Raw genomic sequence first — 24,773 nt, 5'->3', positions numbered from 1 at the left:
CAGCATCCGCACACCGATCACCCAGGCATCAAGGAGTACGCGCCATGTCCGAATCGCAGAAGGTGGCCGACCGGTCCGACGCCGCGCCACCAGCGGCGAACAGCGTCGACCGGTTCTTCAAGATCTCCGAACGGGGCTCCACCTTCGGCCGGGAGATCCGCGGCGGCTTCGCCACCTTCTTCACCATGGCCTACATCCTTGTCCTGAATCCCATCATCCTGGGCAGCGCGAAGGACAAGTTCGGGCACCAGCTGGACGCCGTGCAACTCACCACCGCCACCGCCCTGGTGGCCGCGGTGATGACGATCGTCATGGGCGTGGGCGGCAACCTGCCCCTCGCGCTCGCCGCCGGACTCGGACTGAACGCCGTGGTCGCCTTCCAGATCGCCCCGCTGATGAGCTGGGACGACGCGATGGGCTTGATCGTCCTCGAAGGCCTGCTGATCTGCGTGCTGGTGGTGACCGGCCTGCGCGAGGCCGTCATGCACGCGATACCCCAGCCGCTCAAGCAGGCGATCAGCGTCGGCATCGGCCTGTTCATCGCCTTCATCGGCTTCGTCGACGCCGGGTTCGTCAGCCGTATCCCCGACGCCGCCAACACCACCGTGCCCGTTCAGCTGGGCGGCACCGGCACCCTCGCCGGCTGGCCGATGCTGGTCTTCTGCCTCGGGGTGCTGCTGACGATCGGGCTGCTCGCCCGCAAGGTCAAGGGCGCCATCCTGATCAGCATCGTCACCATGACCGCGCTGGCGATCGTGATCAACTCCCTCGCCGACATCAAGTCCTGGGGCCTGACCACGCCCTCCTGGCCGGACAACCTCGTCGACGCCCCCGACTTCGGGCTCATCGGCCACTTCGACCTGCTCGGTGCCTTCAGCGCCCCCGGCGTCGGTGTCATCACCGTCGTCCTGCTGATCTTCACACTGATCCTGTCCGACTTCTTCGACACCATGGGCACGGTCGTCGGCATCAGCGCCGAGGCCGGACTGCTCGACGAGGAGGGCAAGGTCCCCAACCTCGGCCGGGTGCTGCTCATCGACGGTGCCGCCGCGGTCGCGGGCGGCGCGGCCTCCGCCTCCTCGGCGACCTCCTACATCGAGTCCGCGGCCGGTGTCGGCGAGGGCTCGCGCACCGGCTTCTCCAACCTCGTCACCGGCGGCCTGTTCGCTCTCGCGCTGTTCCTCACCCCGCTGCTCACCATCGTCCCGCTGCAGGCGGCCGCCCCGGCCCTGGTCGCCGTCGGCTTCCTGATGATGACCCAGGTCAAGCACATCGACTGGGACCGCTACGACATCGCCATCCCGGCGTTCCTCACCATCGCGGTGATGCCGTTCACCTACTCCATCACCAACGGCATCGGCGCCGGTTTCCTCGCCTACGTCGTCATCAAGACCGTGCTCGGCAAGGCCAGGGAGGTGCACTGGCTGCTGTGGGGGACCTCGGCGCTGTTCCTCGTGTACTTCGCCATCGACCCGATCGAACAGCTCCTGGGCGCGAAGTGACACCGGGCCCGCGATGACATGAGGACGGGCCGCCCCCGGGGGGGAAGGGGGCGGCCCGTCTCGTCCGTAGAGACGGATTGTCGGCGGCGGAGGTTCAGTGGCGAAGGCTCAGTCCTTCAGCGCCGCCTGCATCATCGCCTTGGCGACCGGCGCCGCGAGCCCGTTGCCGCTGACCTCCGAGCGGGCCGCGTTCGACTGCTCCACGACGACCGCCACGGCGACCTCCTTGCCCGAGGAGCCGGACTTGCCGTACGAGGTGAACCAGGCGTACGGCACCTGGCTGTTGTTCTCGCCGTGCTGGGCCGTACCCGTCTTGCCGCCGACGGTCGCGCCCGGGACCCGGGCGTTCGTGCCCGTGCCCTTGTTCACGACCGTCTGCATCGCCGACCGCAACTGCTCGGCGGTCGAGGAGCTGACGATCTCCTTCGTGCCGGAGTCGTCGTCGTAGTCCTGCAGCACATCGCCACCGCTGTCGGTGATCTGCGAGACCATGTGCGGCGACACCAGTTTGCCGCCGTTGGCAATGGCCGCCGACACCATGGCCATCTGCAGTGGGGTGGCCGTGACGTCGAACTGGCCGATGCCCGTCAGGGCCGTCTGCGACGGGTACATGTCCGACGGGTACACGCTCGTGTAGGCCCTGACCGGCACGTCCAGCTTGTCGTCGTCGAAGCCGAACTTGTCGGCCATCGCCTTCACCTTGTCCTGGCCGAGCTTCACCGCCATCTTGGCGAAGACGTTGTTGCAGGAGTACTCCAGCGCCGTCCGGATGGTCGCGTTCGTGCAGGGCGCGTTCGGGTTCTCGTTGGTCAGGTCCCGGCTGGTGCCCGGCAGCGTGTACGGGTCCGGGCTGTCCGTCTTCTCGTCCACCGACGAGTACAGCCCGTCCTCCAGCGCGGCCGCCGCCACCACCAGCTTGAACGTCGAGCCGGGCGGCAGGGGCTGCCGCAGCGCACGGTTGACCAGCGGCTTCTCCGGGTCCGTCGTGAGCTTCTTCCAGGCCGTGCCCGCGGTCTCGGCGTCGGTCAGCGAGGAGGGGTCGTACGACGGCGTCGACACCACCGCGAGGATCTTCCCGGTCTTCGGGTCGATGGCGACGGCGCCGCCCTTCTTGTCGCCGAGCGCGTCGTAGGCGGCCTTCTGCACGTCCGGGTCGATGGTCGTGACCACGTTGCCCGGTTCGGCGCGCTGGTTGGTGAGTGTGTCCATCACGGACTTGAGCCGGCTGTCCGTGCCGTTGAGCAGGTCGGTGTAGATGCCCTCCAGCTGAGTCGGGGCGTACGCCTGCGACGCGTAACCCGTCACCGCCGCGTACAGCGGGCCGTCCGTGTACGTGCGCTTGTACTTCAGGTCGCCCGTCTTGGTCGGCGTCGAGCCGGTGACCGACCGGCCGCCCACGATGATGTTCCCGAGCGGCGCCGAGTACGTCTCGATCGCGTTCCGCCGGTTGTCCTTGTCGTCTGCCAGCGCCTGGCCCTCGTAGAACTGCACCCAGGTCGCCCTGACCAGCAGAGCCAACACCAGGAGCAGCGAGAAGACCGAAGCGCGCCTGATCGTCTTGTTCATTCCGAACAGGAGGACGAGCCGCGCCGGGCGGAACGTTCCCGTCCGTCCTGGTTTCTCATCCGGAGGGACGGTTTTCTCATCCGCCGTTCAGAAAGCCGGCCTCGTACGCGGCGATCACCGCCTGGGTGCGGTCGCGGGTGCCGGTCTTGGCCAGGACCGCCGCGACGTGGGACTTCACCGTGGCCGGGCCGACCTCCATCAGGCCGGCGATCTCCGCGTTGGTCAGCCCTCGCGCCATGTGCCGCAGCACCTCCCCCTCGCGTCCCGTGAGCTTCGCCACCCACTCGGGCGGGGCCGGATGAGCACGGGCGTGCTCGGTCACGAGGCTGCGTACGGCCGCGGGGAACAGCAGGCTGTCGCTGCGCGCCACCAGCCGGACCGCCTGCACCAGCGCGTCGGCGTCCGCCCGTTTCAGCAGGAACCCGGCGGCTCCGGCGCGCAGCGCGTCGTACACGTAGGAGTCGTTCTCGAAGGTCGTCACCACGACGATCCGGGGCGGGTCGTCCAGCGTGGCGAGGATCTGCTCGGTGGCGCGGATCCCGTCGGTCTGCGGCATCCGCACGTCCATGAGGACGACGTCCGGCCGCAGCTCCCGAACGACCGACACCGCCTCCGCGCCGGTGGCGGCCTCGCCCACCACGTCCAGGTCCGGCTCGGCGGAGAGGATGGCGCGCAGCGCGGTGCGCACCATGCGCTCGTCGTCGGCGAGGACGACACGGATCGGGGCCGGGCGGGTCATGCGGGTCCTCTCGTCGGCGTGGGCGTCATCGGCAGGCGTGCGTGCAGCCGCCAGGTCTGTGCCGGGGTCGGTCCCGCCGTCGCGGTTCCGCCGAGCAGCCTGGCCCGGTCGGCGATGCCGCGCAGCCCGTGGCCACCGCCCGCGCGGGAGGGGGCCGGGCCGGTCACCGGATTCTCCACGGTGATCTCCAGGTCCCCGCCCGCCACCGCGATCCGCACCTCCACAGGGGCGCGCTCACCGGCGTGCTTGAGGGCGTTGCTCAGCCCCTCCTGCACGATGCGGTAGGCCTCCCGGGACAGCAGCGGGGGAAGCGCCTCCGGGTCGGCGTCCACGGCGGCGCTGACCCGCCGTCCGCCCGCCCGGGTGCGCCGCAGCAGCCCGTCGAGGTCGGCGGCGAGGGTCGGCGCCGGCGCCGTGCCGGGGGCGTCGCCCTCACGCAACACGCCCAGCACGGCGTCGAGTTCACCGACGGTGCGCCGGGTCGTGTCCTCGATCGCGGCGAGGGCCTCCCGGGCGAACTCCGGGTCGGAGTCCAGGACCCGGCGGGCGGCACCGGCCTGCAGGGTGACCGCGCTCAGGGCATGGCCGACGGAGTCGTGCAGTTCGCGCGCCAGCCGGTTGCGCACCGCGAGGTCGGCCGCCCGTGCCTCGGCGGCGGCGAGCCGCTCCCGGGGAGTGGGGCCGAGCAGCAGGGGCGCCCAGCGGGCCAGCAGCGCTCCGCAGCCCGCCGCGCAGCCGGCGAGGGCGACCAGCGACACCGTGCCCGCGACCGGGGCGAGCGTCAGCGCCCAGGCGTGGTCGAGGACTTCGGGCAGCCCGAGCCGGTCGCCGCGCACCGCGGCGAGGACCGGCAGCACGATCAGCGTGACGGCGAACGGCGGCAGCGCCAGCGACATCCCCGCGATGATCCCGCCGAACCCGAGATGCAGCGTGAACCAGGCAGCCGTACGGCCCTTCTCGCCCCGCGTGCGCGCGGGCCCCGGGGCGAGCCGGTCCGCGTCCACACCGCCCAGCCAGCGCACCGCGGCCGACTCCAGCGGCCGGGTCAGCGGGAACAGCGAGGTGACGGCCGCGAGCGGCAGGCCCACGGCGAACGAGGCGAGTTGGAGGGGGAGGGAGCCGAAGACGTCCGCGAAGCCGGTGGCCGGGCCGATGACCACCGAGCCGACCAGGACGTACGGCACGGCCAGCGCGCCGCCGAGGACCAGATGGATCCAGCGCAGCCGCGCCCGCCGGCCGAACAGCAGCCGGGCGACACCGCTCACGCCGAACGCCGCGCGGCCCCGGCCGAGCGCTCCGCGAAGCGGTGGACGCCGATGGCGGCGACGAGCAGACCGACGAGCATCCGGCCAGCGTAGGCGCGGTGCCTCAGCTGCGTGGGGCGGTCGGCGAGGTCCGCCGGGCCCGCGACGGAGGCCGGCGACAGCCACCCGCCCCAGCACGCCACGCCACCGGAGCCGGCCCGGGCGGCCTTGAGAGCGAGGTACGGCACACAGGAGACGACGGCGACGGCACGGAGGATCCGCCGGGTGCGGCCGGAGCCGGGAGCGGCACGGGGAACGGGTGACTGCGCCATGCGAGCAGGCTCCCGCGGGAGAGGCCGCGGGCGCATCCTGCCCGGCGACGATCCGCCTCCGCCGGGCGGAGGAGAGGGCCTGAGCGCCTCAGCCCTCCAGGACGAGCACCGTCTCGTCGATCTCGGCACCCCGGGCCGGGGCGTACCCGCGGGCCGCCGCCGTCACCCGGAACCCGCACTTCTCCAGCACGCGCAGCGATCCCGCGTTGTCCGACGCCGCCCGCGCGTACAGCGGGCGCTCGGGCACCTCGGCGAGCAGCGCCCGCAGAGCCTGCGTGGCGATGCCCTTGCCCCAGTACGCGCGGTCGACCCAGTACGTCACCTCGCGCTCACCCGGCACCCCGTACACCCCCGCGCTGCCGACCACGTCCCCGTCGGCCAGGACCGTCCGGACGACGACGTCGGGCGAGGAGCGCATGCGGGACCAGCGGGTGTCGAAGGCGGCCCGGTCGGCCGGATCCTCCGGGGTGAAGGCCGCCATGGTCAGCGACTCGGGGTCGTTCATCTGCCGGAAGAAGACCGGCAGATCGCTGTCGTGGACCGCGCGCAGCTCGACATTCATGCCTCAGAGCCTACGGGTGGCCAGTGTCAGCCGGTCCCGGGCGTCGAAGAGCGCGTCCTTGACCAGCTGTTCGTGCGCCGGGGTCAGCCGAGCCACCGGTACCGAGCAGCTGATCGCGTCCCGCGCCGGGGTGCGGTACGGGATCGCCACGCCGAAGCAGCGCAGCCCCAGCGTGTTCTCCTCGCGGTCCACCGCGAAGCCCTGCTCCCGCACCTGGCGCAACTCCTCGATGAGCTTCTCCCGGTCGGTGATCGTGTGCTCGGTCAGCGCGGGCAGCGTCTCCGGGAGCATCTTGCGGACCTGCTCGTCCGCGTACGTGCTCAGCAGCGCCTTGCCGAGGGACGTGGAGTGCGCGGGCAGCCGGCGGCCGACCCGGGTGAAGGGACGCAGGTAGTGCTGTGACTGGCGGGTGGCCAGATAGACGACGTTCGTGCCGTCGAGACGGGCGAGGTGGATCGTCTCGGTCGTGTCGTCCGAGAGCCGGTCCAGCGTCGGGCGGGCCGCCGCGACGACCTCGTCACCGTCGATGTAGGAGGTGCCCACCAGCAGGGCCCGCACCCCGATGCCGTACCGCGTGCCCGTCGCGTCCGTCTCCACCCAGCCCAGCTCGACCAGGGTGCGCAGCAGCATGTAGAGGCTGGACTTGGGATACCCGACGGCCTCCTGGACCGCCGCGAGGGAGTGCATGCCGGGGCGTCCGGCGAAGTATTCGAGCAGTTCAACCGTTCGTACCGCGGACTTGACCTGCGCCCCGCCGCCCGTCTCGCCAGCCGACATCGCCCTTGACCCCTTCGTTGGCCGGGAAATAGTCTCCACAGCATATTCATCATCAGAGACAGCGTTCAGTATATCGAACGTCCCTGGTGGGTGACCCAGTACTGCGGCATTACATGTGTGGAGGGACCCGCGGTGGCAGCAGCACCAGTCTGGAGTGTCGACCCCCGAACCGGGAAGCAGCGTGAACAGGTTGCGGTGGAGGCCACAGCCCAGGAGGTGGACGCCGCCGTCCGCGCCGCGCACGAGGCCCGCGCAGCCCTCGCCGACCGCACGGTCCGCGCGGCTTTCCTGCGCACCGCCGCCGACGAGCTGCAGGCGGCCAAGGACGGTCTCGTCGAGACCGCCGACGCCGAGACCGCGCTCGGCCCGGTCCGGCTGACCGGCGAACTCGCCCGCACCTGCTACCAGCTGCGGGCCTTCGCCGACATCGTCGACGAGGGCGCCTTCCTCGACGTCGTCATCAACCACCCCGACGACACCGCGACCCCGCCCATCCCGGACCTGCGCCGCTACAAGGTGCCGCTGGGCGTCGTCGCCGTCTACTCGGCTTCGAACTTCCCCTTCGCCTTCTCGGTCGCGGGCGGCGACACCGCGAGCGCCCTCGCGGCCGGCTGCCCGGTCGTCGTCAAGTCCCACCCGGACCACCCGGCCCTGTCCGAGTACGTCGCCAAGGTGCTGCGCCGCGCCGCGGCCCGGCACGACATCCCCGAGGGCGTCGTGGGCCTGGTCCACGGCTTCGAGGCGGGCGTCGAGCTGATCAGGCACCCGCTGGTCGCGGCGGCCGGCTTCACCGGCTCCGTGCGCGGTGGCCGCGCGCTCTTCGACGCCGCGGCGGCCCGCCCCGTGCCGATCCCCTTCCACGGTGAGCTGGGCTCCCTGAACCCGGTCGTCGTCACCGAGGCCGCGGCCGCCGAGCGGGCCGAGGCGATCGGTGCCGGGCTCGCCGGTTCGATGACGCTGGGCGTCGGCCAGTTCTGTGTGAAGCCGGGTCTCGTCCTGGCGCCTGCCGGGGCCGCGGGCGACGCCCTGCTGAAGTCCCTGACGGACGCCGTCAGCGACACCGACGCCGGGGTCCTGCTCGACCACCGCATGCGCGACAACTTCGTGGCCGGCGTAGCCGAGCGGGCCGAACTGCCCGACGTCGACTCCCCGGTCACCCCCGGCGCCGGCGGCGAGCACACCGTCAGCGCGGGCTTCCTCACCGTGCCGGCGAGCCGGCTGGCCGCGGAGGGCGAGCACGACCTGCTCCTGGAGGAGTGCTTCGGGCCGGTCACCGTGGTGGCCCGCTACGAGGACGAGGCCGAGGTGAAGGCGGTGCTGTCGCGGCTGCCGGGGAACCTGACGGCGACGGTGCAGCTGTCCGAGGAGGAGGCGGCGGGCCAGGGCCGCGGCGCGGAGATCCTCGCGGAACTGACGCCGCTGGCCGGGCGTGTGCTGGTCAACGGCTGGCCGACGGGTGTCGCCGTCGCGGCGGCTCAGCATCACGGTGGGCCGTACCCGGCGACGACGTCCACGTCCACGTCGGTGGGCGGTACGGCGATCGAGCGGTGGATGCGGCCGGTCGCCTATCAGAACGCGCCGTCTGCGCTGCTTCCCGCGGAGCTGCGGGACGAGAACCCGCTGGGACTGCCCCGTAGGTTCAACGGGCGTCTGGAGCGCTGATCGCCGTAGGGGTGCGGTGGACTGTCGGCTCGCGGTCCGTTGTGGTTGATCGCGCAGTTCCCCGCGCCCCTGAAGGCCGGAGCTGAAAGACTCGGTTGAATGGATCTGGAATTTTCCGAACTTCCCTTCGGCCTGCGCACATATGGGCCCGACGGCCACTGGTCCTATGAGGACGGCGTGCTCACCGGGTGGGCCGGGGCGCGGCAGGACCGGTTCGTGCCGCCCACCGGTGAAGGGCTGGACCCCGCCTCCGACGCGCCCCGGCTGCTGGGGGCGCCGGAGGGCGATTTCCAGCTGATCGCCAAGGTCACCGTCGGCTTCGGCGCGGCCTTCGACGCCGGGGTGCTCTACGTCCACGTGGGGGAGCGGGCCTGGGCCAAGCTCTGCCTGGAGTACTCCCCGGACGTGCCCACCGTCTGCACGGTGGTCACCAGGGGGCACTCCGACGACGCCAACTCCTTCGCCGTGGACGGCAGCTCGGTCTGGCTCCGGGTGAGCCGGACCGGCCGCGCCTTCGCCTTCCACGCCTCCCGTGACGGCGAACGCTGGACCTTCGTCCGGCTGTTCACCCTCGGCGACGAGAAGGAGACGGACGCGGCACTGGTCGGCTTCATGGCCCAGTCCCCGATGGGGGAGGGCTGTGTGGTGACGTACGACCACATCGAGTTCAGGCCGTCCTGGCCGGACGATCTGCGCGACGGCAGCTGAGGCCGGGCCGGGAACCGCGGCCCGGCCGGTCTCGTCCTCCGGTGCATGATCGACGAGCGAGTGGCCCACGGCCGTGTGATCCGCACCGTCCTGCCCGCCGAGCTGGCGGACGTCGTCGCGCTGCACGCCCGGGCCCGGGCCACGTACTACCCCGACGGGCTGCCCCAGGACGGCACCGACTGGTCCGCCTCCTGGCGCAGCGCCCTCACCCGGCCGGACGGCCGGGTGCTGTGCGTGGTGGAGGCGGGCCGCATCGTCGGCCTGGCCTCCTTCCGCACCCCCGAGGACGCCCCGGCGGACACCGTGAAGCTCTTCCAGTTCCACGTCGACCCCGACCGCTGGCGCCATGGAGTCGGCAGCGCGCTGCACGCGGCCTGCGTGGAGGAGTGGCGGGCCGACGGCAGGCGTACGGCCGTGCTCGACGTGCACGTCGGCAACGCGCGGGCCCAGGGGTTCTACCGGCGGCAGGCGTGGATCCCGGAACCGGTCGAGCCGGGCGCTCACCACCTGCGGATGCGGCTCGCCCTGCCCGGGGAATGAACCCCGCTGCTTGAACGTTCATCCATCCGGCGGAGGGAGTCTCCGTACCCGTACGACCTGGAGAGAGCCGAGACATGCGCGTCGAGATCTGGAGCGACATCGCCTGCCCCTGGTGCTACGTGGGCAAGGCCCGCTTCGACAAGGCGCTGCGGGACTTCCCGCACCGCGACGACGTCGAGGTGGTGCACCGCTCCTTCGAGCTGGACCCGGGCCGCGCCAAGGCCGACATCCAGCCCGTGATCACGATGCTCACCAAGAAGTACGGGATGAGCGCCGCGCAGGCCGAGGCCGGCGAGGACAACCTCGGGGCCCAGGCCGCCGCCGAAGGCCTCGACTACCGCACCCGCGGCCGCGACCACGGCAGCACCTTCGACATGCACCGCGTGCTGCACCTCGCCAAGGAGCAGGGCCGTCAGGAGCGGCTGCTCGACCTGCTCTACCGGGCCAACTTCGCCGAGGAGCGCTCCGTCTTCAACGACGACGAGCGGCTGGTGGAGCTGGCCGCGGCCGCGGGGCTGGACGCCGAGGCCGTGCGCGCGGTGCTCGCCGACCCGGACGCGTACGCCGACGAGGTCCGCGCCGACGAGCGCGAGGCCGCGCAGCTCGGGGCGAACGGCGTGCCCTTCTTCGTCCTCGACCGGAAGTACGGCGTCTCCGGCGCCCAGCCCGCCGAGGTCTTCGCCCGGGCCCTGACCCAGGCGTACGGCGAGCACTCGCCCCTGAAGATCGTCGACGGCGGCGAGGACGCGGACGCCTGCGGCCCGGACGGCTGTGCCGTGCCCCAGCACTGAAACGCGCAGGTCGGAGCGCACCCATAAGCGCTTCTTAGCGGCATTGCGCAGAAATCGGCAATGGACGGGGAGATCCCGGGGACGCAGAGTGGACCCATGGAGACCTTCGAGAACCTCGTCCGTGCCGAGTTCACCCCGAAGCAGACCTACCTCAACACCGCGAGCAACGGGCTCCTGCCCGCCCGGACCGTCGACGCCGTGCAGCGGGCGGTGCGGATGCGCGCCGAGGGCACGCCCCTGGGTCCCCTGTACGAGGACGTGGAGGCCGCCCGCGCGTCCTTCGCCCGGCTGGCCGGTGTCCCCGCCGAGCGGGTCGCGACCGGTGCCTCGGTCGCCGAGTACGGCGGGCTGATCGCCGCCTCGCTGCCCGCCGGTGCCGAAGTCCTCACGGCGGAGGCCGACTTCTCCTCCCTGGTGAACCCGTTCCACGCGCGCGGCGACCTCAAGGTGCGCGCCGTGCCCCTGGAGCGGGTCGCCGAGTCCGTCCGCCCCGGCACCGCGCTCGTCGCGGTCAGCGCCGCGCAGTCCGCCGACGGCCGTCTCGCCGACCTGCCCGCGGTGCGCGAGGCGGCCCGGGCGCACGGCGCCCGCACCTACGTCGACGCCTCCCAGTCGGCCGGATGGCTGCCGATGGAGGCCGACGCCGACGACTTCCTCGCCGCCGTCGGGTTCAAGTGGCTCATGGGCCCGCACGGGGCCGCGTTCTTCGTCGCCCCGCGGGACTTCGGCGGGCTCACACCGCTGCTGGCCGGCTGGGTCGCCGGGGAACGCCCCTGGGACAGCTGCTACGGGCCGGTCGAGGAACTCGCCCACTCCGCACGGCGTTTCGACGTCAGTCCCGCCCTCTTCACCTACGCGGGACTGCGCGCGTCCCTGGAACTGCTGGAGGAGATCGGCGTCGACGTCGTGCACGCCCATGACGTCGGCCTGGCGGACCGCTTCCGTGCGGGGCTCGCGGAGCTGGGCCACGAGCCGATCGCCGCGCCGGGCTCGGCGATCGTGTCGGTGCCAGGGCTCGGCCGGCGGCAGGGTGAGCTGAGCCGGGCGGGCATCGAGGTCTCCGACCGGGCCGGGAACCTGCGGGCGGCGTTCCACCTCTACAACACCGCGGCGGACGTCGACCGGCTCCTGGACGGCCTGACGGCATGAAAAAACCGGGTGGGGCCTCCCGTCCCACACGAGGAGGCCCCACCCGGCAGCTCTGTCACACGGCCACGCCACCGCAGATTGCGGTCACCGCACCGCTGTGAAGTCCCGCGCGCCGATGCCGTGTTTCTCCGGGGGCAACCCCCGGACCCCCGGCCGGGGGAGGGCGGTCACCGTACCGGTGTGAAGTCCCGCGCGCCGATGCCGTGTTTCTCCGGGGGCAACCCCCGGACCCCCGGCCGGGGGAGGGCGGTCACCGCACTGCTGTGAAGTCCCGCGCGCCGATGAACTCCGGGCGCCGTACCGGGGCCGCGAAGGGTTCCACCGCCGTGTTCTCCACGCTGTTGAACACGATGAACACGTTGCTGCGCGGGAACGGTGTGATGTTGTCGCCGGAGCCGTGCATGGCGTTGCAGTCGAACCAGGTCGCCGAACCGGCCTTGCCCGTGAACAGCTTGATGCCGTGCTGCGTGGCCATCTGGGTCAGCGCCTCGTCCGACGGCGTGCCCGCGTCCTGCATCTGCAGCGACTTCTTGTAGTTGTCCTTCGGCGTCTCACCCGCACAGCCGAGGAACGTCTTGTGCGACCCCGGCATGATCATGAGTCCGCCGTTGGTGTCGTAGTTCTCGGTCAGCGCGATCGAGACCGACACCGTGCGCATCCGCGGCAGACCGTCCTCGGCGTGCCACGTCTCGAAGTCCGAGTGCCAGTAGAAGCCACTGGCGCCGAACCCCGGTTTGACGTTGATCCGCGACTGGTGGACGTACACGTCCGAGCCGAGGATCTGCCGCGCCCGACCGACGACCCGCTCGTCGCGGACCAGCCTGGCGAACACCTCGCTGATCTTGTGCACCTCGAAGACCGTGCGGATCTCCTTGGACGACGGCTCGACGATCGACCGCTCGTCGGCCCGCATGTCCGGGTCGTGCACCAGCCGGTTCAGCTCGTTCCGGTAGACGGCGACCTCGTCCTCGGTGATGAGCTCGTCGATGGCCAGGAAGCCGTCACGCTCGAAGGACAGCAGGTCGGCCGGGTCGACCGGGCCCGGGGCGTCGGGTGCGCCCCAGACCACCGGGTCCTGGCGCGGGGTCAGCGCCTCGACGGCACCGCGACTGGGATAGAGGTCCGGGATACCGGTGGTGGTGTCGGTGGTGGCGGTCATGGAAACGTCACACCTCCTCGGTGAGCAGCGGGTAGACGCCGTTCTCGTCGTGGTCCTCCCGTCCGGTCACGGGCGGGTTGAACACGCAGAGGCAGCGGAAGTCCTGCTTCACCCGCAGCGTGTGCCTCTCGTGCCCGTCCAGGAGGTACATCGTGCCGGGCGTGATGGTGTGCGTCAGCCCGGTCTCGTGGTCGGTCAGCTCGGCCTCGCCCTCCGTGCAGACGACGGCCTCGATGTGGTTCGCGTACCACATCGACGTCTCCGTACCCGCGTAGAGGACCGTCTCGTGCAGGGAGAAGCCGACTTTCTCCTTGGCGAGGACGATGCGCTTGCTCTCCCACGTACCGGACGCCGCCTTCACGTGCCGGTCGGTACCTTCGATCTCCTTGAACGAACGGACAATCACGGTGCTGCGATGCCTCCTAGGTGAGTGGTGCTCTCGGTTCGGTGTCAGGCGGTCTCGCGGACGGCACGGGCCAGTGTGCTCAGGCCCTCGTCCAGTTCCTCGGGCGTGATGGTGAGCGCGGGGAGCATCTTGACGACCTCGCTCTCGGGGCCGGACGTCTCGATGAGCAGTCCGAGCTCGAAGGCGCGCTTGGCGACCTTGCCGGCGCGCTCCTTGTCGTGGAACTCCAGGCCCCAGACCAGGCCGCGGCCCCGGTACTCCTTCACGTCGGCCAGGTTCTCCTCGGTGATGGAGATCAGCGCCTGCTCGACCTGCTCGCCGCGCTTGCGGGTCTGCTTCTCCATCGCGGAGCCGTCGGCCCAGTAGGTCTCCAGGGTCGCGGCGGCCGTGACGAACGCGGGGTTGTTGCCGCGGAAGGTGCCGTTGTGCTCGCCGGGCTCCCAGACGTCGAGCTCGGGCTTGAACAGGCACAGCGACATGGGCAGGCCGTAGCCGCTGATCGACTTGGAGACGGTGACGATGTCCGGCACGATGCCCGCCTCCTCGAAGGAGAAGAACGCACCGGTACGGCCGCAGCCCATCTGGATGTCGTCGACGATCAGCAGCATGTCCTGCCGCTCGCACAGCTCGGACAGGGCACGCAGCCACTCGGGCCGGGCCACGTTGATGCCGCCCTCGCCCTGCACGGTCTCGACGATCACGGCGGCGGGCTTGTTGAGGCCCGAGCCCTGGTCCTCCAGCAGCCGCTCGAACCACAGGAAGTCCTCGACGGTGCCGTCGAAGTAGTTGTCGAACGGCATCGGGGTGCCGTGCACCAGCGGGATACCGGCGCCGGCCCGCTTGAAGGCGTTGCCGGTGACGGCCAGCGAGCCCAGCGACATGCCGTGGAAGGCGTTGGTGAACGACACGATCGACTCGCGCCCCTTCACCTTGCGCGCCAGCTTCAGCGCGGCCTCCACGGCGTTGGTGCCGGTCGGGCCCGGGAACATGACCTTGTACGGCAGGTCGCGCGGGCGCAGCAGCAGGTTCTGGAAGGCCTCCAGGAACGTACGCTTGGCCGTGGTGGACATGTCGAGCCCGTGCGTGACGCCGTCCCGCTCCAGGTAGTCGATCAGCGCGCGTTTCAGGACCGGGTTGTTGTGCCCGTAGTTCAGTGACCCGGCTCCGGCGAAGAAGTCGAGGTACTCATGGCCGTCCTCGTCGTACATGCGGCTGCCCACCGCACGGTCGAAGACGGTGGGCCAGCCGCGGCAGTAGCTGCGCACCTCGGACTCGACGGTCTCGAAGACGCTCAGGTCGGGCTGGGTGATGGTCACGACGAATCGCTCCTCGGTACGTGGGGGAAGTCTGCGGGGGTGGGGCGGGGCGGGAAGTCTCAGTGGGGCAGCGGGCCGATGCGGTACAGGACCTCGGGGTCGTGCGGCCCGTCGGGGAACACGGTCGTGTCGAACAGCACCTCGCGCTCCAGCCGTGCGCCGTGACGCTCGGCGAACGACGTGAACAGGCGCTGCGAGGCGGTGTTGTCCGGGGTGATGGTGGTTTCCACCGCCGTCACCCCGAGGTCGGCCACGGTCCGCGCGACCAGGCCGTCGAGCAGCGCGGCGGCCAGTCCGCGCCCGCGGTGGGCCTCGTCCACCGCCACCTGCCACACCAGCAGGGTGTGCGGCCTGTCCGGACGCACGTACCCGGTGATGAAACCCATCGGCTCGCCCTGCTCGTCGCGGGCGACGGCCGAGGTGGCGGCGAAGTCCCGGCACCACAGCAGATAGCTGTAGGACGAGTTCAGGTCGAGAACCTTCGAGTCCTTCGCCATCCGCCAGAGTGCGGCTCCGTCAGCCACGGTGGGGCGGTCGATTTGCGGATCTGCTTGTACGGCAGTCATGCAAATTGAACTTACCCAGCGAAATTCAAAATTGCATCGTCGATCGGGGTTACATATGGACCTCGTCTGTGTTATCGCGCGAGCGCGAGGGATCACGCGCAGAGGCGGCGCTATGCCCGGTATTGTCCGGGTAATACCGGGCAAAGTGGTCACGATGTGTAACGCGTCACAACCGTGTAAGCCCCGCGAGGTCTGCCAGAATTTCCCCTCCTGGCGTCCTCAAAATCTGCGCGTTTAGGGCCGGAAAAAGCGGGCAGAAGAATACGGGAAGCTTTTCTTGAGGAAATTCTTAATTGTGTGCCAGCTTACATGTGGGATGTTGCGGAATGCACGTGCAATTCAGGCCCCGGTTACTCCGTCGATGCGTTCCCGCAGGAGATCGGCGTGACCGTTGTGCCGTGCGTACTCCTCGATCATGTGGATGAGCACCCAGCGCAGGCTGACCTCCATCCCGGGCACCGGCCCCTCGGCCACCCGCCCGATGTGGTCCAGCGGCAGCCCGGCGCACAGCTCCCGGCCCCGCGCGATCTCGCGCCGCCAGATCCCGAGCGCCTCGTCGAGCCCACGCGCCGGATCCAGCGCGTACCCGGTCGCGTCCTCGAACACGGGCGGTACGGCGAGCCCGCCGGCCACCCGCTGGAACCAGTTCCGTTCGACCTCGGCGAGGTGCTGCACCAGCCCGAGCAGGGTCAGCGACGACGGCTCGGCCGCGGCGATCCGCACCTGCGTGTCGTCCAGCCCCGCGCACTTCAGCTCCAGCGTGGCCCGGTGGAAGTCCAGCCAGCTCTCGAGCATGGCCCGCTCGTCGCCCGTGAGGCGGGGCACGGGGCGGCCGTCGGGCAGGGTGGGGGCGTCAGCGGGTGTGTTCGTGGTCATACGGGGAGCATGGCACGGGGCACCGACAGCGGTGCCCCGGCGCGTCCCCGCCGACGACTACCGCCACGCCTCCTCGGCGGCCCGCAGCGCGCCCGCCACGTCCACCGGCAGGCCCTGCTCGGCCAACGCGGCACCCAGGGCCGCCAGACCCGCCCGCACCGCGCCCGGCGTCGCGTCCGCGCCGTAGTGGTTGACCCGGATCATCTCCTTGGCCAGCGCACCCCCGCCGGCGGCGAGCGGCACCGCCGGATCCGCCTCCAGCGCCCGCCGGACCAGCTCCGACGCCACCACCTGGGACGGCGCCCGCAGCGTCGTGGCGACGGGCGCGGCGTCCCGCGCCTCGTACACGTACGGCTCCAGTCCGCCACCGAGCGCGACCGCCCCGGCCCGGGTGGCCGCCGCGGCGGACGCGTGCCGGGCCATCACGGCGTCGAGGCCGGCCGCCTCGATCCGCTCCACGCAGGCCTCCAGCGCCAGCATCTCCAGCTGCGCCGGCGCGTGCAGCAGCGCCTTGCGGCCGCCGTCGATCCAGCGCTCCTTCCAGTCGAGGAGCGACAGGTACGACCGTCGCGGCGCCTTCGGGTTGGCCGCCATCCGCGCCCAGGCCCGCTCGCTCACCGACACCGCCGACACCCCGGCCGGACCGCCCATCGCCTTCTGCGCCCCGATCACGCACAGGTCCACGCCCCACGCGTCCGGCAGCACCGGCTCGGCCCCGATCGACGCCACCGCGTCCAGGTAGAACAGCGCCCCGTGCGCCCGCACGACCTCGCCGATCTCCGCGACCGGGTTGGTGTTGCCGGTCGCCGCCTCCGCGTGCACCAGGGACACGAAGTCGATCTCCGGGTGCTCGGTGAGGGCCTGCCGGATCTGCTCGGCCGTGACCGCCGTGTGGAAGGGCACCGCCAGGTCGATCACCGTGGCCCCGCAGTCCCGCAGCCAGTCGCCGAAGGTCTGGCCGTAGGGCCCCGTGATGACGTTCAGCGCCGTCGTGCCCTCACCGGCCGTGGCGCGGATCGCGCCCTCCAGCGGCAGCAGCGCCTCGCCCTGCATGATCACGACGTCCTGCCCGGTGCTCAGCAACCGCGCCACACGGTCCTCGATCGCGGCGAAGCGGTCCGCGCCGAGCGGGGCCAGGTCCAGAAACGGATGCGTCACGGCAATGCTCTCTTCACTCACAGCAGGTTCGGCCGCATCGAGGGTAACCGGCGCCCCCCGGCCCCCTGCGCGGCGCGTCCCGCGGACACCGGGCCCCGTCGATGCGGCGCGGCCGGCTGATTAAGGTGCGGTGCATGAGCGATCAGGTGGTGCTGCACGTGAAGGGGCGGGTCCTCGCCGGACCCGAGGACGTCAGGGACGAGCTGTGGGTGGTCGACGGCCGCGTCTCCTACGACCGTCCCGCCGGCGCCCGCGACGTCCGCACGGTCGTCGGCTGGGCCCTGCCCGGCCTCGTCGACGCGCACTGCCACGTCGGGCTCGACCGGCACGGCCCGGTCCCCGAGGACGTCGCCGAGAAGCAGGCCCTCACCGACCGGGACGCCGGCACCCTGCTCATCCGCGACGCCGGATCGCCCTCCGACACCCGCTGGATCGACGACCGCGAGGACCTGCCGAAGATCATCCGCGCCGGGCGGCACATCGCCCGCACCCGTCGCTACATCCGCAACTACGCCTGGGAGATCGAGCCGGAGGACCTGGTCGCCTACGTGGCCCAGGAGGCCCGCCGCGGCGACGGCTGGGTCAAGCTGGTCGGCGACTGGATCGACCGCGACCTCGGCGACCTCTCGGCCTGCTGGCCCCGCGAAGCCGTCGAAGCGGCCATCGCCGAAGCCCACCGCCTGGGCGCCCGCGTGACCGCGCACTGCTTCTCGGAGGACTCCCTCCAGGATCTCGTCGAGGCGGGCATCGACTGCATCGAACACGCGACGGGCCTGACCGAGGACCTCATCCCGCTGTTCGCCGAACGCGGCGTCGCCATCGTCCCGACCCTGGTCAACATCGCCACCTTCCCGCAGCTCGCCGACGGCGGCGAGAGCAAGTTCCCGCGCTGGTCGGCCCATATGCGCCGGCTCCACGAGAACCGCTACGACACGGTGCGCAACGCCTACGACGCCGGCATCCCCGTCTTCGTAGGCACCGACGCCGGCGGCGGTCTCGCCCACGGGCTGGCCGCGGCCGAGGTGGGCGAGCTCGTCACGGCCGGCATCCCGCCCGTCGAGGCACTCGCCGCGGGCACCTGGACGGCCCGGGCCTGGCTCGGCCGTCCCGGCCTGGACGAGGGCGCCCCGGCCGACCTGGTCGTCTACGACGAGGACCCGCGGGCCGACGTACGGGTGCTGACCTCGCCGCGCCGGGTGGTGCTGAACGGGCGCGTGGTCGGCTAGGGGCTGCCCGGGCGGACGTTCTCCCGGCGATCTCCCGGCACAAGCCGGCCTCATGCGGCAAGACCCTTACGTGGGCTGGTGGGTGTGATCGGCGAACACGGATGGGCGAGGCGCCCGTCGCCGGTTCGGGCCGAGGGCTCCCGCGAGGCCGGGAAGAAGCCGTTCGCCACGACCGGCCTCCCCGGCCCGCCCGGCCCTCAGTCCTCCAGCGCCCGCTCCAGCGCCTCCACAAACGCGTCGGTCGTCCTGCGGTCCCGTACCGCCAGCCGTAGCCACTCCTCGTCCAGTCCCGGGAAGGTGTCCCCGCGGCGCACGGCCCAGCCGAGGTCGCGCAGGCGCCTGCGGACGGTGGACGCTCCGGGCAGGCGGACCAGGACGAAGGGGCCCTCGGCGGGTCCGGCCACCCGCAGCCCGGCCGGGGCGAAACGGGCGAGGCCCGCCAGCAGATGGGTGCGGTCCGCGGCGACGCGGTGCGCCGCATGGGCCGCCTCCGCCACCGCCCGCGGCCCCACGCACGCCTCGGCCGCGGCCAGCGCCGGCGTCGACACCGGCCACAGCGGCTGCGCCCGCTGGAGGTCCTCGATCGTCTCCGGCGCCGCCAGCACGTACCCGATCCGCAGCCCGGCCAGCCCCCACGTCTTGGTCAGGCTGCGCAGCACCACGAGGCCGGGCACGTCGACCCGCCCGGCCAGGGCCTCGCGCTCGCCCGGCACCGCGTCCATGAACGCCTCGTCCACCACCAGCACCCGCCCGGGACGGGTGAGTCCGGCGATCGTGTCCGCCGGGTGCAGCACCGATGTCGGGTTCGTCGGGTTGCCGATCACCACCAGGTCCGCGTCCTCGGGGACGGTGGCCGGGTCGAGCCGGAAGCCGTCCTCCTCCCGCAGCAGCACCCGGCCGACCGTGTGCCCCGCGTCCCGCAGCGCCGCCTCCGGCTCCGTGAACTGGGGATGCACGACGACCGGCCGGCGTACCTTCAGGGCCCGCGCCAGCAGCACGAACGCCTCCGCCGCGCCCGCCGTCAGCAGCACCCGCTCCACCGGCAGCCCGTGCCGCGCGGCCACCGCCGCCCGAGCCGCCCGGCCGTCCGGGTAGGCCGCGAGCCCGCCGAGCGACGCGGCGATGTGCTCCCGCAGCCACACCGGCGGTGTGTCCGCGCGGACGTTCACGGCCAGGTCGACGAGCGAACCGCCGTCGTCCCGGACCTCCGCGTCCCCGTGGTGCCGCAGATCGTGCCCGCTCTCAGTGCGCATGCGAGTGAGCGCCGTGGTGGTGCCCGTGTCCGTGCCCGTGGTGGTGGTCGTCGTCGTCCGGGTGGAAGTGCGGCTGCTGCGGCATGCCCACCTTGTCCTCGAAGCCCGGCAGCGCGATGCGGTACACGCACGAGTCGCAGTTCATCCGCAGATCGCCCTTGACGGCCTCCTCGTACCGCTCCCACACGAGGTCCAGCAGCTCCGGCTCCGGCCCGATGACGTCGGCCGAGTGCACCTCGACCTCCGGGTGCGCGGCGGCCCAGCCCTCCGTCTGGTGCCGCACCCGGTCCGGCAGGATGCCCGTGAACAGGAAGTAGGGCAGGACCACGATCCGGCGCGCGCCCAGCCGCACACAGCGGTCGAGACCGCTCGGTACGTCCGGCGCCGCCAGCGACACGAAGGCCGTCTCGACGCCCGCGTACCCGCGCCCCTCCCACAGCAGCCGGGCCGCCTTGTGCACCTCGGCGTTGGCGTCCGGATCCGTGGAGCCGCGCCCGACCAGCAGCACCGTCACGTCGGCCCGGTCGCCGGGCGTTCGGCCCGCCGACCCCAGGGCCTCGTCCAGCCGCCGCTCCAGCACGTTCAGCAGCGCCGGGTGCGGGCCGAGCGGACGCCCGTAGGTGTACGAGATGCCCGGGTGCCGCTCCTTCTCGCGGGCCAGGGCCGCCGGGATGTCGCCCTTGGCGTGACCGGCGGACACCAGCATCAGCGGGACGGCGGCGAAGCGCCGCACGCCCTGGTCGACCAGCTCGGTGACGGCCTCGCCCAGCGGCGGCGGGGACAGTTCGATGAAGCCGCCCGCGACGGGCAGTTCGGGGTGCCGGGCCCCCAGCCGCCGTACGAAGTCGCGGAACGCCTCGGCTCCGGCGTCGTCCCGGGTGCCGTGGCCGGCGATGAGCAGGGCGGGCGCGGTGGTCACAGTTTCTCCTCGGCGGAAGTGGGGTGGTACAGCAGGGCGTTGAGCGCGGCGGCGGCGACCGCCGACCCGCCCTTCTCGGACACGTTGCTCACGGCGGGCAGCCCGCTCTCGCGCAGCGCGGCCTTCGATTCGACGGCTCCGACGAACCCGACGGGCAGTCCGACGACGAGCGCCGGGTCGGCGTCGAGCGTCAGCAGTTCCTCCAGCGCGGTCGGCGCGTTGCCGATCACCCAGAGGGCACCGGGGCCGACCTGCTCGTAGGCGAGCCGGATGGCGTGCGCGGACCGGGTCAGACCGGGACCGGACTCGGCGTCCTTCAGACGGCAGACGGTCTCGCGCCGGGTGATCCCGGCGCCGACCATCGCCACGTCCACGACGACGGGCGCCCCGGCGTGCAGCGCCGCGTGCGCCTTCTCCAGCTCGGCCTCGTCCATGACGAGGTCGCCGGCGTAGTCGAGGTCGGCGGCGGAGTGGACGACCCGCTCCACGACCGCCCGGGTCAGCGGCGGGAAGTGCGAGGTGTCCAGCCGGGCGCGCATGCGCCGGTAGGACTCCACCTCGATGGGATGGACGACGCGGTTCACTCGGCGCCCTCCTGCGCTGTCTGCCAGCGGTAGCCGCGCGGGGTCACCATGCGGCCCGCGATGTCCCGGGTGGCGGTGTTGCCCACGGTCACGACCGTCATCATGTCGACCGTGGCCGGGTCGAGGGAGCCCAGGGTGGTGAGCCGGCTGGACTCGTCCGGCCGCGAGGCGTTGCGCACGACACCGACCGGCGTCTGCGGTGTCCGGTGCTCGGCGAGGATGCCCAGCGCCTTGGGCAGCTGCCAGTCACGGCCGCGCGAACGGGGGTTGTAGAAGGTGACCACGATGTCCGCCTCGGCCGCCGCCCGCACCCGCCGCTCGATGACCTCCCACGGCGTGTGCAGGTCGGACAGGCTGATCGACACGTGGTCGTGGCCCAGCGGGGCGCCCAGGATCGCACCGGCCGCGAGCGCCGCCGTCACCCCGGGCACTCCGACCACGTCGATGTCGTCGGAGGCCTCGGCCAGCGCGGGGGAGGCCATGGCGTAGACGCCCGCGTCCCCGCTGCCGATCAGCGCGACGGCCTGACCCTTGCGGGCCTCCTCGACCGCCGTGCGCGCCCGCTCCTCCTCGGCGCCGAGCCCCGACTCCAGGATCCGGGTGCCGGGCCGCAGCAGATCACGGATCTGGTCGACGTACTGGTCGAGTCCCACGAGCACGGACGCGCGCCGCAGTTCGGCCTTCGCGCGGGGCGTGAGCAGGTCCCGCGCGCCGGGGCCGAGCCCGACCACCGCGAGCCGTCCGCGCCCCGGCCGCCGTACGACGGCACAGGTCGCCATCGCCGGGCTCGCGGCCGACTTCCGCTTGGGGACGAGCAGTTCGCCTCCGCCCACGAGCGCGGCGGCCTCCGCCACGGACGGGGTGCCGACGGCCGCGAGCGGCGCGTCGGACGGGTTGGGCACGTCGACCCCGGCCAGCTCCTGCGCGGAGTACGTCACCAGCGGCACCCCGAGCCGCCGCGCGGCCTCGACGATGCCGGCCTCCTCGGCCTTGGCGTCGACCGTGGCGAGTCCGGCGACGGACGCCACCGACAGCCCGGCCTCCCGCAGGGCCTCCTCGACCAGCCCGAGGACCTCCTCCACAGGTGCGCCCCTGGACGCCCCTACCCCGACGACCAGGGTCGGCGGACGCAGCACGGCCTCGCGCCCGGCCGCCTCCACGAGCCGGTCGGTGAGCCGGATCGTGTACGCCCCCTCGTCCGTCACCGGCAGCGGCGGCAGCGGCCAGGCCACCTCGGCCCGCAGCGCCACGGCCTCGCCGTCCAGCAGCGCCCGCGACACCCCGGCGACATCGCCCTCCACGGGCAGGCCGAGGGTGTCCAGGCCGGCCAGGTCCACGGCGTCCGTGGCCGTCGTCACGACCGGTTCGGCACCGAGCAGGTCACCCACTTCGCGGGCCAGTTCGTTGCCGCCGCCCGCGTGCCCGCCCAGCAGGGACACGGCGAACCGCCCGCCCTCGTCGACGCACACCACGCCCGGGTCCTCGGTCTTGCCGGACAGCAGCGGCGCCACCAGCCGCACCACCGCGCCCGTCGCCAGGAAGCACACGAGCTGCTCGCACTGCGCGAACGCGGTCCGTACGGCGTCCCCGACGGGACCTTCGTACACCCGGGTGCGGTCCGGCCACGCGGCGGCCAGCCGGTCCCGGGCAGCCGCTCCCGCCGCGGTGGCGGAAATGAGGCCGATCACTGGGTGACTCCTTCTTCGACAGCTGCCGGGGGCCGGACGCCCCACAGCAGGAAAACGGGGTTGGTCGCCGCGAGCCGGGTCACGTCCCCGGGCAGCGGCGTGAGCCGCGACGACTGCAGGAGCACGCCGTCGCAGGTGAGACCCGCGCTCGTCAGGGCCTCGCGCGCGGCAGGCACCCGGTCGAGCGCCGCCATGGCGACGACCACCGTGCGCCGGGCACGCCGCGCGCACGCGGCGACGATCGCGGGCAGTTCGCGCCCGCCGCCCCCCACGAACACGGCGTCGGGTTCCTCGGCGAGCTCCGCCAGCGCCTCCGGTGCCGCGCCCCGCACCACCCGCACGTCCACGCCGTGCGCGGCGGCGTTGGCGCGGACGCGCTCCACGCCGTCCGCGGTCTTCTCCACGGCGGTGACGGCCGCACCGAGCCGCGCGCACTCCACGGCCACGGACCCCGAGCCCGCGCCCACGTCCCACACCAGGTCGCCCGGGCGCGGCCCCAGCCGTGCGAGGGCCAGCGCCCGCACCTCGAACTTGGTGATCATCGAGTCCCGGTGGGCGAAACCCGCCTCCTGAAGGGCCCAGCCTGCGGGCCGCTCCCCGGGCCCCGCGACCGTCCGCACGGGGCCGAGCTCCCGCGCCTGGTCCAGGCACAGCACCACGTTCACCGCCGTGCCCCAGTCCCGGGCAGCGGCCTCGGCGGGCGTCACCCGCTCCACGCGCTCCGCGTCCGAGCCGAGCCCGGACGCGACGACCAGCACCCGCGCCGCGTCGCGCAAGGCGGCACCCAGCTCCGCCGGACCCGCGCCCGGACCGGTCAGCACGGCCGTCTTCGGCTGCGCCCGGCACACGTTCACGGCCGTGCGCAGCTCCCGCCCGTGGGCGCTCACCACCACGGCGTCGTCCCACGGCAGCCCGATCCGCGCGAACGCGGCGGCGACCGACGACACCCCGGGCCGCACGTCCAGCCGCTGCGGCCCGAACCGCTCCGCCAGCACCCGCACGATCCCGAAGAAGCCGGGGTCGCCGGAGGCCAGCACCAGAACGGGACGGTCCTTCGCGACGTACTCGCCGATGGTGTCGAGGGCCGGCGCGAGAGGCCCGAGCACGACCTGCTCGGCCGTCTCCGGCGGCCGGGCGGCGTCGAGATGCCGCCGCCCGCCCACGACCAGCTCGGCACCGGCGAGGACGTCGTCGGAAGGCGCCGCCCCCGTCCCCGTGCCGACCACCGTGATCACGTATTCGCTCCCCGCTCGCGCAGCGCCCGGCGGGCCTCCGGGTCGGCCTTGCGGTACCCGTGGAAGTGACCCGGGTGGTACAGGTGCGAGCGCGTGCCGTGCGCGTCCAGCGCCGGGCCGACCAGGAACAGGGTGTGCTTCCAGAGCTTGTGCTCCTTGACCGTCTCCTCCAGCGTGCCGATCGTGCACCTCACGACCAGCTCCTCCGGCCAGGTCGCCTGGTACGCCACCACGACCGGCGTCGACGTCGGGTAGCCGCCCTCCAGCAGCTCCCGCACGAGCTGCCCGCTGCGGGCGGCGGAGAGGAACACCGCCATGGTGGTGCCGTGCTTGGCGAACTCCCGGACCTCCTCGCCGGGCGGCATGGGCGTCTTGCCGCCGCCGAGCCGGGTCAGCACGACCGACTGCGCGACCTCCGGGATGGTCAGCTCGCGCTGGGCGAGCGCCGCGACGGCCGAGAAGGAGGACACCCCGGGCACGATCTCGGTCGCGATGCCGAGCTCGGCACAGCGGTCGACCTGCTCCTGGGTGCCGCCCCACAGGGCCGGGTCACCGGAGTGGATCCTGGCCACCTTCAGCCCCTCGGCGCGGGCCCGCTCGTACACGGCGACGACGTCCTCCAGGGACATGGTCGCCGAGTCGAGGATCTCCGCGCCTTCGCGGGCGTGCTCCAGGACCTCCTCCTGGACCAGGCTGGCCGCCCAGATCACGACGTCGGCCTCGGCGATGGCACGCGCGGCGCGGAACGTCAGAAGGTCCGCGGCGCCTGGGCCGGCGCCGACGAAGGTCACTTTGCCGGCGGGGGCGTCGGCCAT

25 protein-coding genes are annotated in these 24,773 nt (G+C 72.6%); 7 read left to right on the top strand and 18 right to left on the bottom strand.

What is annotated here, in order from left to right; genetic code table 11:
* Positions 1-44 precede the first annotated feature (44 nt).
* The gene (locus ACFCXS_RS11935) at positions 45-1,502 is read left to right on the top strand and encodes an NCS2 family permease (protein ID WP_376643123.1); all 1,458 of its coding nucleotides are present in this window, start codon (positions 45-47) and stop codon (positions 1,500-1,502) included.
* 108 nt (positions 1,503-1,610) lie between these two features.
* Here the strand turns inward: ACFCXS_RS11935 and ACFCXS_RS11930 are convergent, their stop codons facing one another.
* From ACFCXS_RS11930 to ACFCXS_RS11905, 6 genes are all read right to left on the bottom strand, one after another.
* Positions 1,611-3,068: a peptidoglycan D,D-transpeptidase FtsI family protein gene (locus tag ACFCXS_RS11930; protein WP_376643122.1), complete on the bottom strand. Its 1,458-nt coding sequence runs from the start codon at positions 3,066-3,068 to the stop codon at positions 1,611-1,613.
* A gap of 76 nt (positions 3,069-3,144) precedes the next feature.
* Positions 3,145-3,807, bottom strand: a complete 663-nt coding sequence (locus ACFCXS_RS11925) for a response regulator (protein WP_376643121.1) — start codon at positions 3,805-3,807, stop codon at positions 3,145-3,147.
* Positions 3,804-5,072 carry a sensor histidine kinase gene (locus ACFCXS_RS11920; RefSeq protein ID WP_376643120.1) on the bottom strand — a complete coding sequence of 423 codons (1,269 nt, stop codon included), beginning with the start codon at positions 5,070-5,072 and terminating at the stop codon, positions 3,804-3,806. The genes ACFCXS_RS11925 and ACFCXS_RS11920 overlap by 4 nt, the downstream gene beginning before the upstream one ends.
* A complete protein-coding gene (locus ACFCXS_RS11915) occupies positions 5,069-5,383 on the bottom strand; it encodes a hypothetical protein (protein WP_376643119.1) in 315 nt (104 codons plus the stop codon). Before ACFCXS_RS11915 ends, ACFCXS_RS11920 begins: the two co-directional genes overlap by 4 nt.
* A gap of 88 nt (positions 5,384-5,471) precedes the next feature.
* Positions 5,472-5,945 carry a GNAT family N-acetyltransferase gene (locus ACFCXS_RS11910; RefSeq protein WP_376643118.1) on the bottom strand — a complete coding sequence of 158 codons (474 nt, stop codon included), beginning with the start codon at positions 5,943-5,945 and terminating at the stop codon, positions 5,472-5,474.
* Between the two features lie 3 nt (positions 5,946-5,948).
* On the bottom strand, positions 5,949-6,722 hold the full coding sequence (locus ACFCXS_RS11905; RefSeq protein ID WP_376643117.1) for an IclR family transcriptional regulator: 774 nt from the start codon (positions 6,720-6,722) through the stop codon (positions 5,949-5,951).
* 132 nt (positions 6,723-6,854) lie between these two features.
* Between ACFCXS_RS11905 and ACFCXS_RS11900 the strand changes: the two genes are divergently transcribed.
* The 5 genes from ACFCXS_RS11900 (at position 6,855) to ACFCXS_RS11880 (ending at position 11,572) form a co-directional block, all read left to right on the top strand.
* Positions 6,855-8,384, top strand: a complete 1,530-nt coding sequence (locus tag ACFCXS_RS11900; RefSeq protein WP_376643116.1) for an aldehyde dehydrogenase (NADP(+)) — start codon at positions 6,855-6,857, stop codon at positions 8,382-8,384.
* 99 nt (positions 8,385-8,483) lie between these two features.
* Positions 8,484-9,092 carry a DUF1349 domain-containing protein gene (locus ACFCXS_RS11895; RefSeq protein WP_376643115.1) on the top strand — a complete coding sequence of 203 codons (609 nt, stop codon included), beginning with the start codon at positions 8,484-8,486 and terminating at the stop codon, positions 9,090-9,092.
* Between the two features lie 45 nt (positions 9,093-9,137).
* A complete protein-coding gene (locus ACFCXS_RS11890) occupies positions 9,138-9,632 on the top strand; it encodes a GNAT family N-acetyltransferase (RefSeq protein ID WP_376643114.1) in 495 nt (164 codons plus the stop codon).
* 74 nt (positions 9,633-9,706) lie between these two features.
* A complete protein-coding gene (locus ACFCXS_RS11885) occupies positions 9,707-10,423 on the top strand; it encodes a DsbA family oxidoreductase (RefSeq protein ID WP_376643113.1) in 717 nt (238 codons plus the stop codon).
* Positions 10,424-10,519: 96 nt separating this feature from the next.
* The gene (locus ACFCXS_RS11880; RefSeq protein WP_376643112.1) at positions 10,520-11,572 is read left to right on the top strand and encodes an aminotransferase class V-fold PLP-dependent enzyme; all 1,053 of its coding nucleotides are present in this window, start codon (positions 10,520-10,522) and stop codon (positions 11,570-11,572) included.
* Positions 11,573-11,822: 250 nt separating this feature from the next.
* On the opposite strand, the gene thpD is transcribed toward ACFCXS_RS11880, so the two are convergent.
* From thpD to ACFCXS_RS11850, 6 genes are all read right to left on the bottom strand, one after another.
* Positions 11,823-12,731 carry an ectoine hydroxylase gene (gene thpD / locus ACFCXS_RS11875; RefSeq protein WP_376643111.1) on the bottom strand — a complete coding sequence of 303 codons (909 nt, stop codon included), beginning with the start codon at positions 12,729-12,731 and terminating at the stop codon, positions 11,823-11,825.
* Between the two features lie 7 nt (positions 12,732-12,738).
* On the bottom strand, positions 12,739-13,137 hold the full coding sequence (locus ACFCXS_RS11870) for an ectoine synthase (RefSeq protein WP_003989364.1): 399 nt from the start codon (positions 13,135-13,137) through the stop codon (positions 12,739-12,741).
* A 44-nt stretch (positions 13,138-13,181) separates the two neighbouring features.
* Entirely contained in the window at positions 13,182-14,453 is a 1,272-nt protein-coding gene (ectB, locus tag ACFCXS_RS11865) for a diaminobutyrate--2-oxoglutarate transaminase (RefSeq protein ID WP_376643110.1), read from the bottom strand.
* 59 nt (positions 14,454-14,512) lie between these two features.
* Positions 14,513-15,019, bottom strand: a complete 507-nt coding sequence (gene ectA, locus ACFCXS_RS11860; protein WP_376643109.1) for a diaminobutyrate acetyltransferase — start codon at positions 15,017-15,019, stop codon at positions 14,513-14,515.
* A 339-nt stretch (positions 15,020-15,358) separates the two neighbouring features.
* Positions 15,359-15,895: a DinB family protein gene (locus ACFCXS_RS11855; protein ID WP_376643108.1), complete on the bottom strand. Its 537-nt coding sequence runs from the start codon at positions 15,893-15,895 to the stop codon at positions 15,359-15,361.
* A 57-nt stretch (positions 15,896-15,952) separates the two neighbouring features.
* A complete protein-coding gene (locus tag ACFCXS_RS11850) occupies positions 15,953-17,053 on the bottom strand; it encodes a pyridoxal-phosphate-dependent aminotransferase family protein (protein ID WP_376643107.1) in 1,101 nt (366 codons plus the stop codon).
* Between the two features lie 134 nt (positions 17,054-17,187).
* On the opposite strand from ACFCXS_RS11850, the gene ACFCXS_RS11845 reads away from it, so the two are divergent.
* Positions 17,188-18,279, top strand: a complete 1,092-nt coding sequence (locus ACFCXS_RS11845; RefSeq protein WP_376643106.1) for an amidohydrolase family protein — start codon at positions 17,188-17,190, stop codon at positions 18,277-18,279.
* 197 nt (positions 18,280-18,476) lie between these two features.
* Here the strand turns inward: ACFCXS_RS11845 and cobC are convergent, their stop codons facing one another.
* Genes cobC through cobM form a run of 6 tightly spaced genes read right to left on the bottom strand, consistent with a single transcriptional unit; the run spans position 18,477 to position 24,773 of the window.
* Complete coding sequence (cobC, locus tag ACFCXS_RS11840) at positions 18,477-19,532, bottom strand: Rv2231c family pyridoxal phosphate-dependent protein CobC (protein ID WP_376643105.1); 1,056 nt, start codon at positions 19,530-19,532, stop codon at positions 18,477-18,479.
* Positions 19,522-20,451, bottom strand: a complete 930-nt coding sequence (locus ACFCXS_RS11835; RefSeq protein ID WP_376643104.1) for a sirohydrochlorin chelatase — start codon at positions 20,449-20,451, stop codon at positions 19,522-19,524. The genes cobC and ACFCXS_RS11835 overlap by 11 nt, the downstream gene beginning before the upstream one ends.
* On the bottom strand, positions 20,448-21,035 hold the full coding sequence (locus ACFCXS_RS11830; protein ID WP_376643103.1) for a precorrin-8X methylmutase: 588 nt from the start codon (positions 21,033-21,035) through the stop codon (positions 20,448-20,450). Before ACFCXS_RS11830 ends, ACFCXS_RS11835 begins: the two co-directional genes overlap by 4 nt.
* Positions 21,032-22,723: a precorrin-3B C(17)-methyltransferase gene (cobJ, locus tag ACFCXS_RS11825; RefSeq protein WP_376643102.1), complete on the bottom strand. Its 1,692-nt coding sequence runs from the start codon at positions 22,721-22,723 to the stop codon at positions 21,032-21,034. Before cobJ ends, ACFCXS_RS11830 begins: the two co-directional genes overlap by 4 nt.
* Positions 22,720-23,958: a precorrin-6y C5,15-methyltransferase (decarboxylating) subunit CbiE gene (gene cbiE / locus ACFCXS_RS11820; protein WP_376643101.1), complete on the bottom strand. Its 1,239-nt coding sequence runs from the start codon at positions 23,956-23,958 to the stop codon at positions 22,720-22,722. Before cbiE ends, cobJ begins: the two co-directional genes overlap by 4 nt.
* On the bottom strand, positions 23,955-24,773 hold the full coding sequence (cobM, locus tag ACFCXS_RS11815; RefSeq protein WP_376643100.1) for a precorrin-4 C(11)-methyltransferase: 819 nt from the start codon (positions 24,771-24,773) through the stop codon (positions 23,955-23,957). Before cobM ends, cbiE begins: the two co-directional genes overlap by 4 nt.

The organism is Streptomyces sp. NPDC056373 (assembly GCF_042262425.1).
Taxonomy (GTDB): domain Bacteria; phylum Actinomycetota; class Actinomycetes; order Streptomycetales; family Streptomycetaceae; genus Streptomyces.
This window is presented reverse-complemented; position numbering and strand designations above follow the sequence as displayed.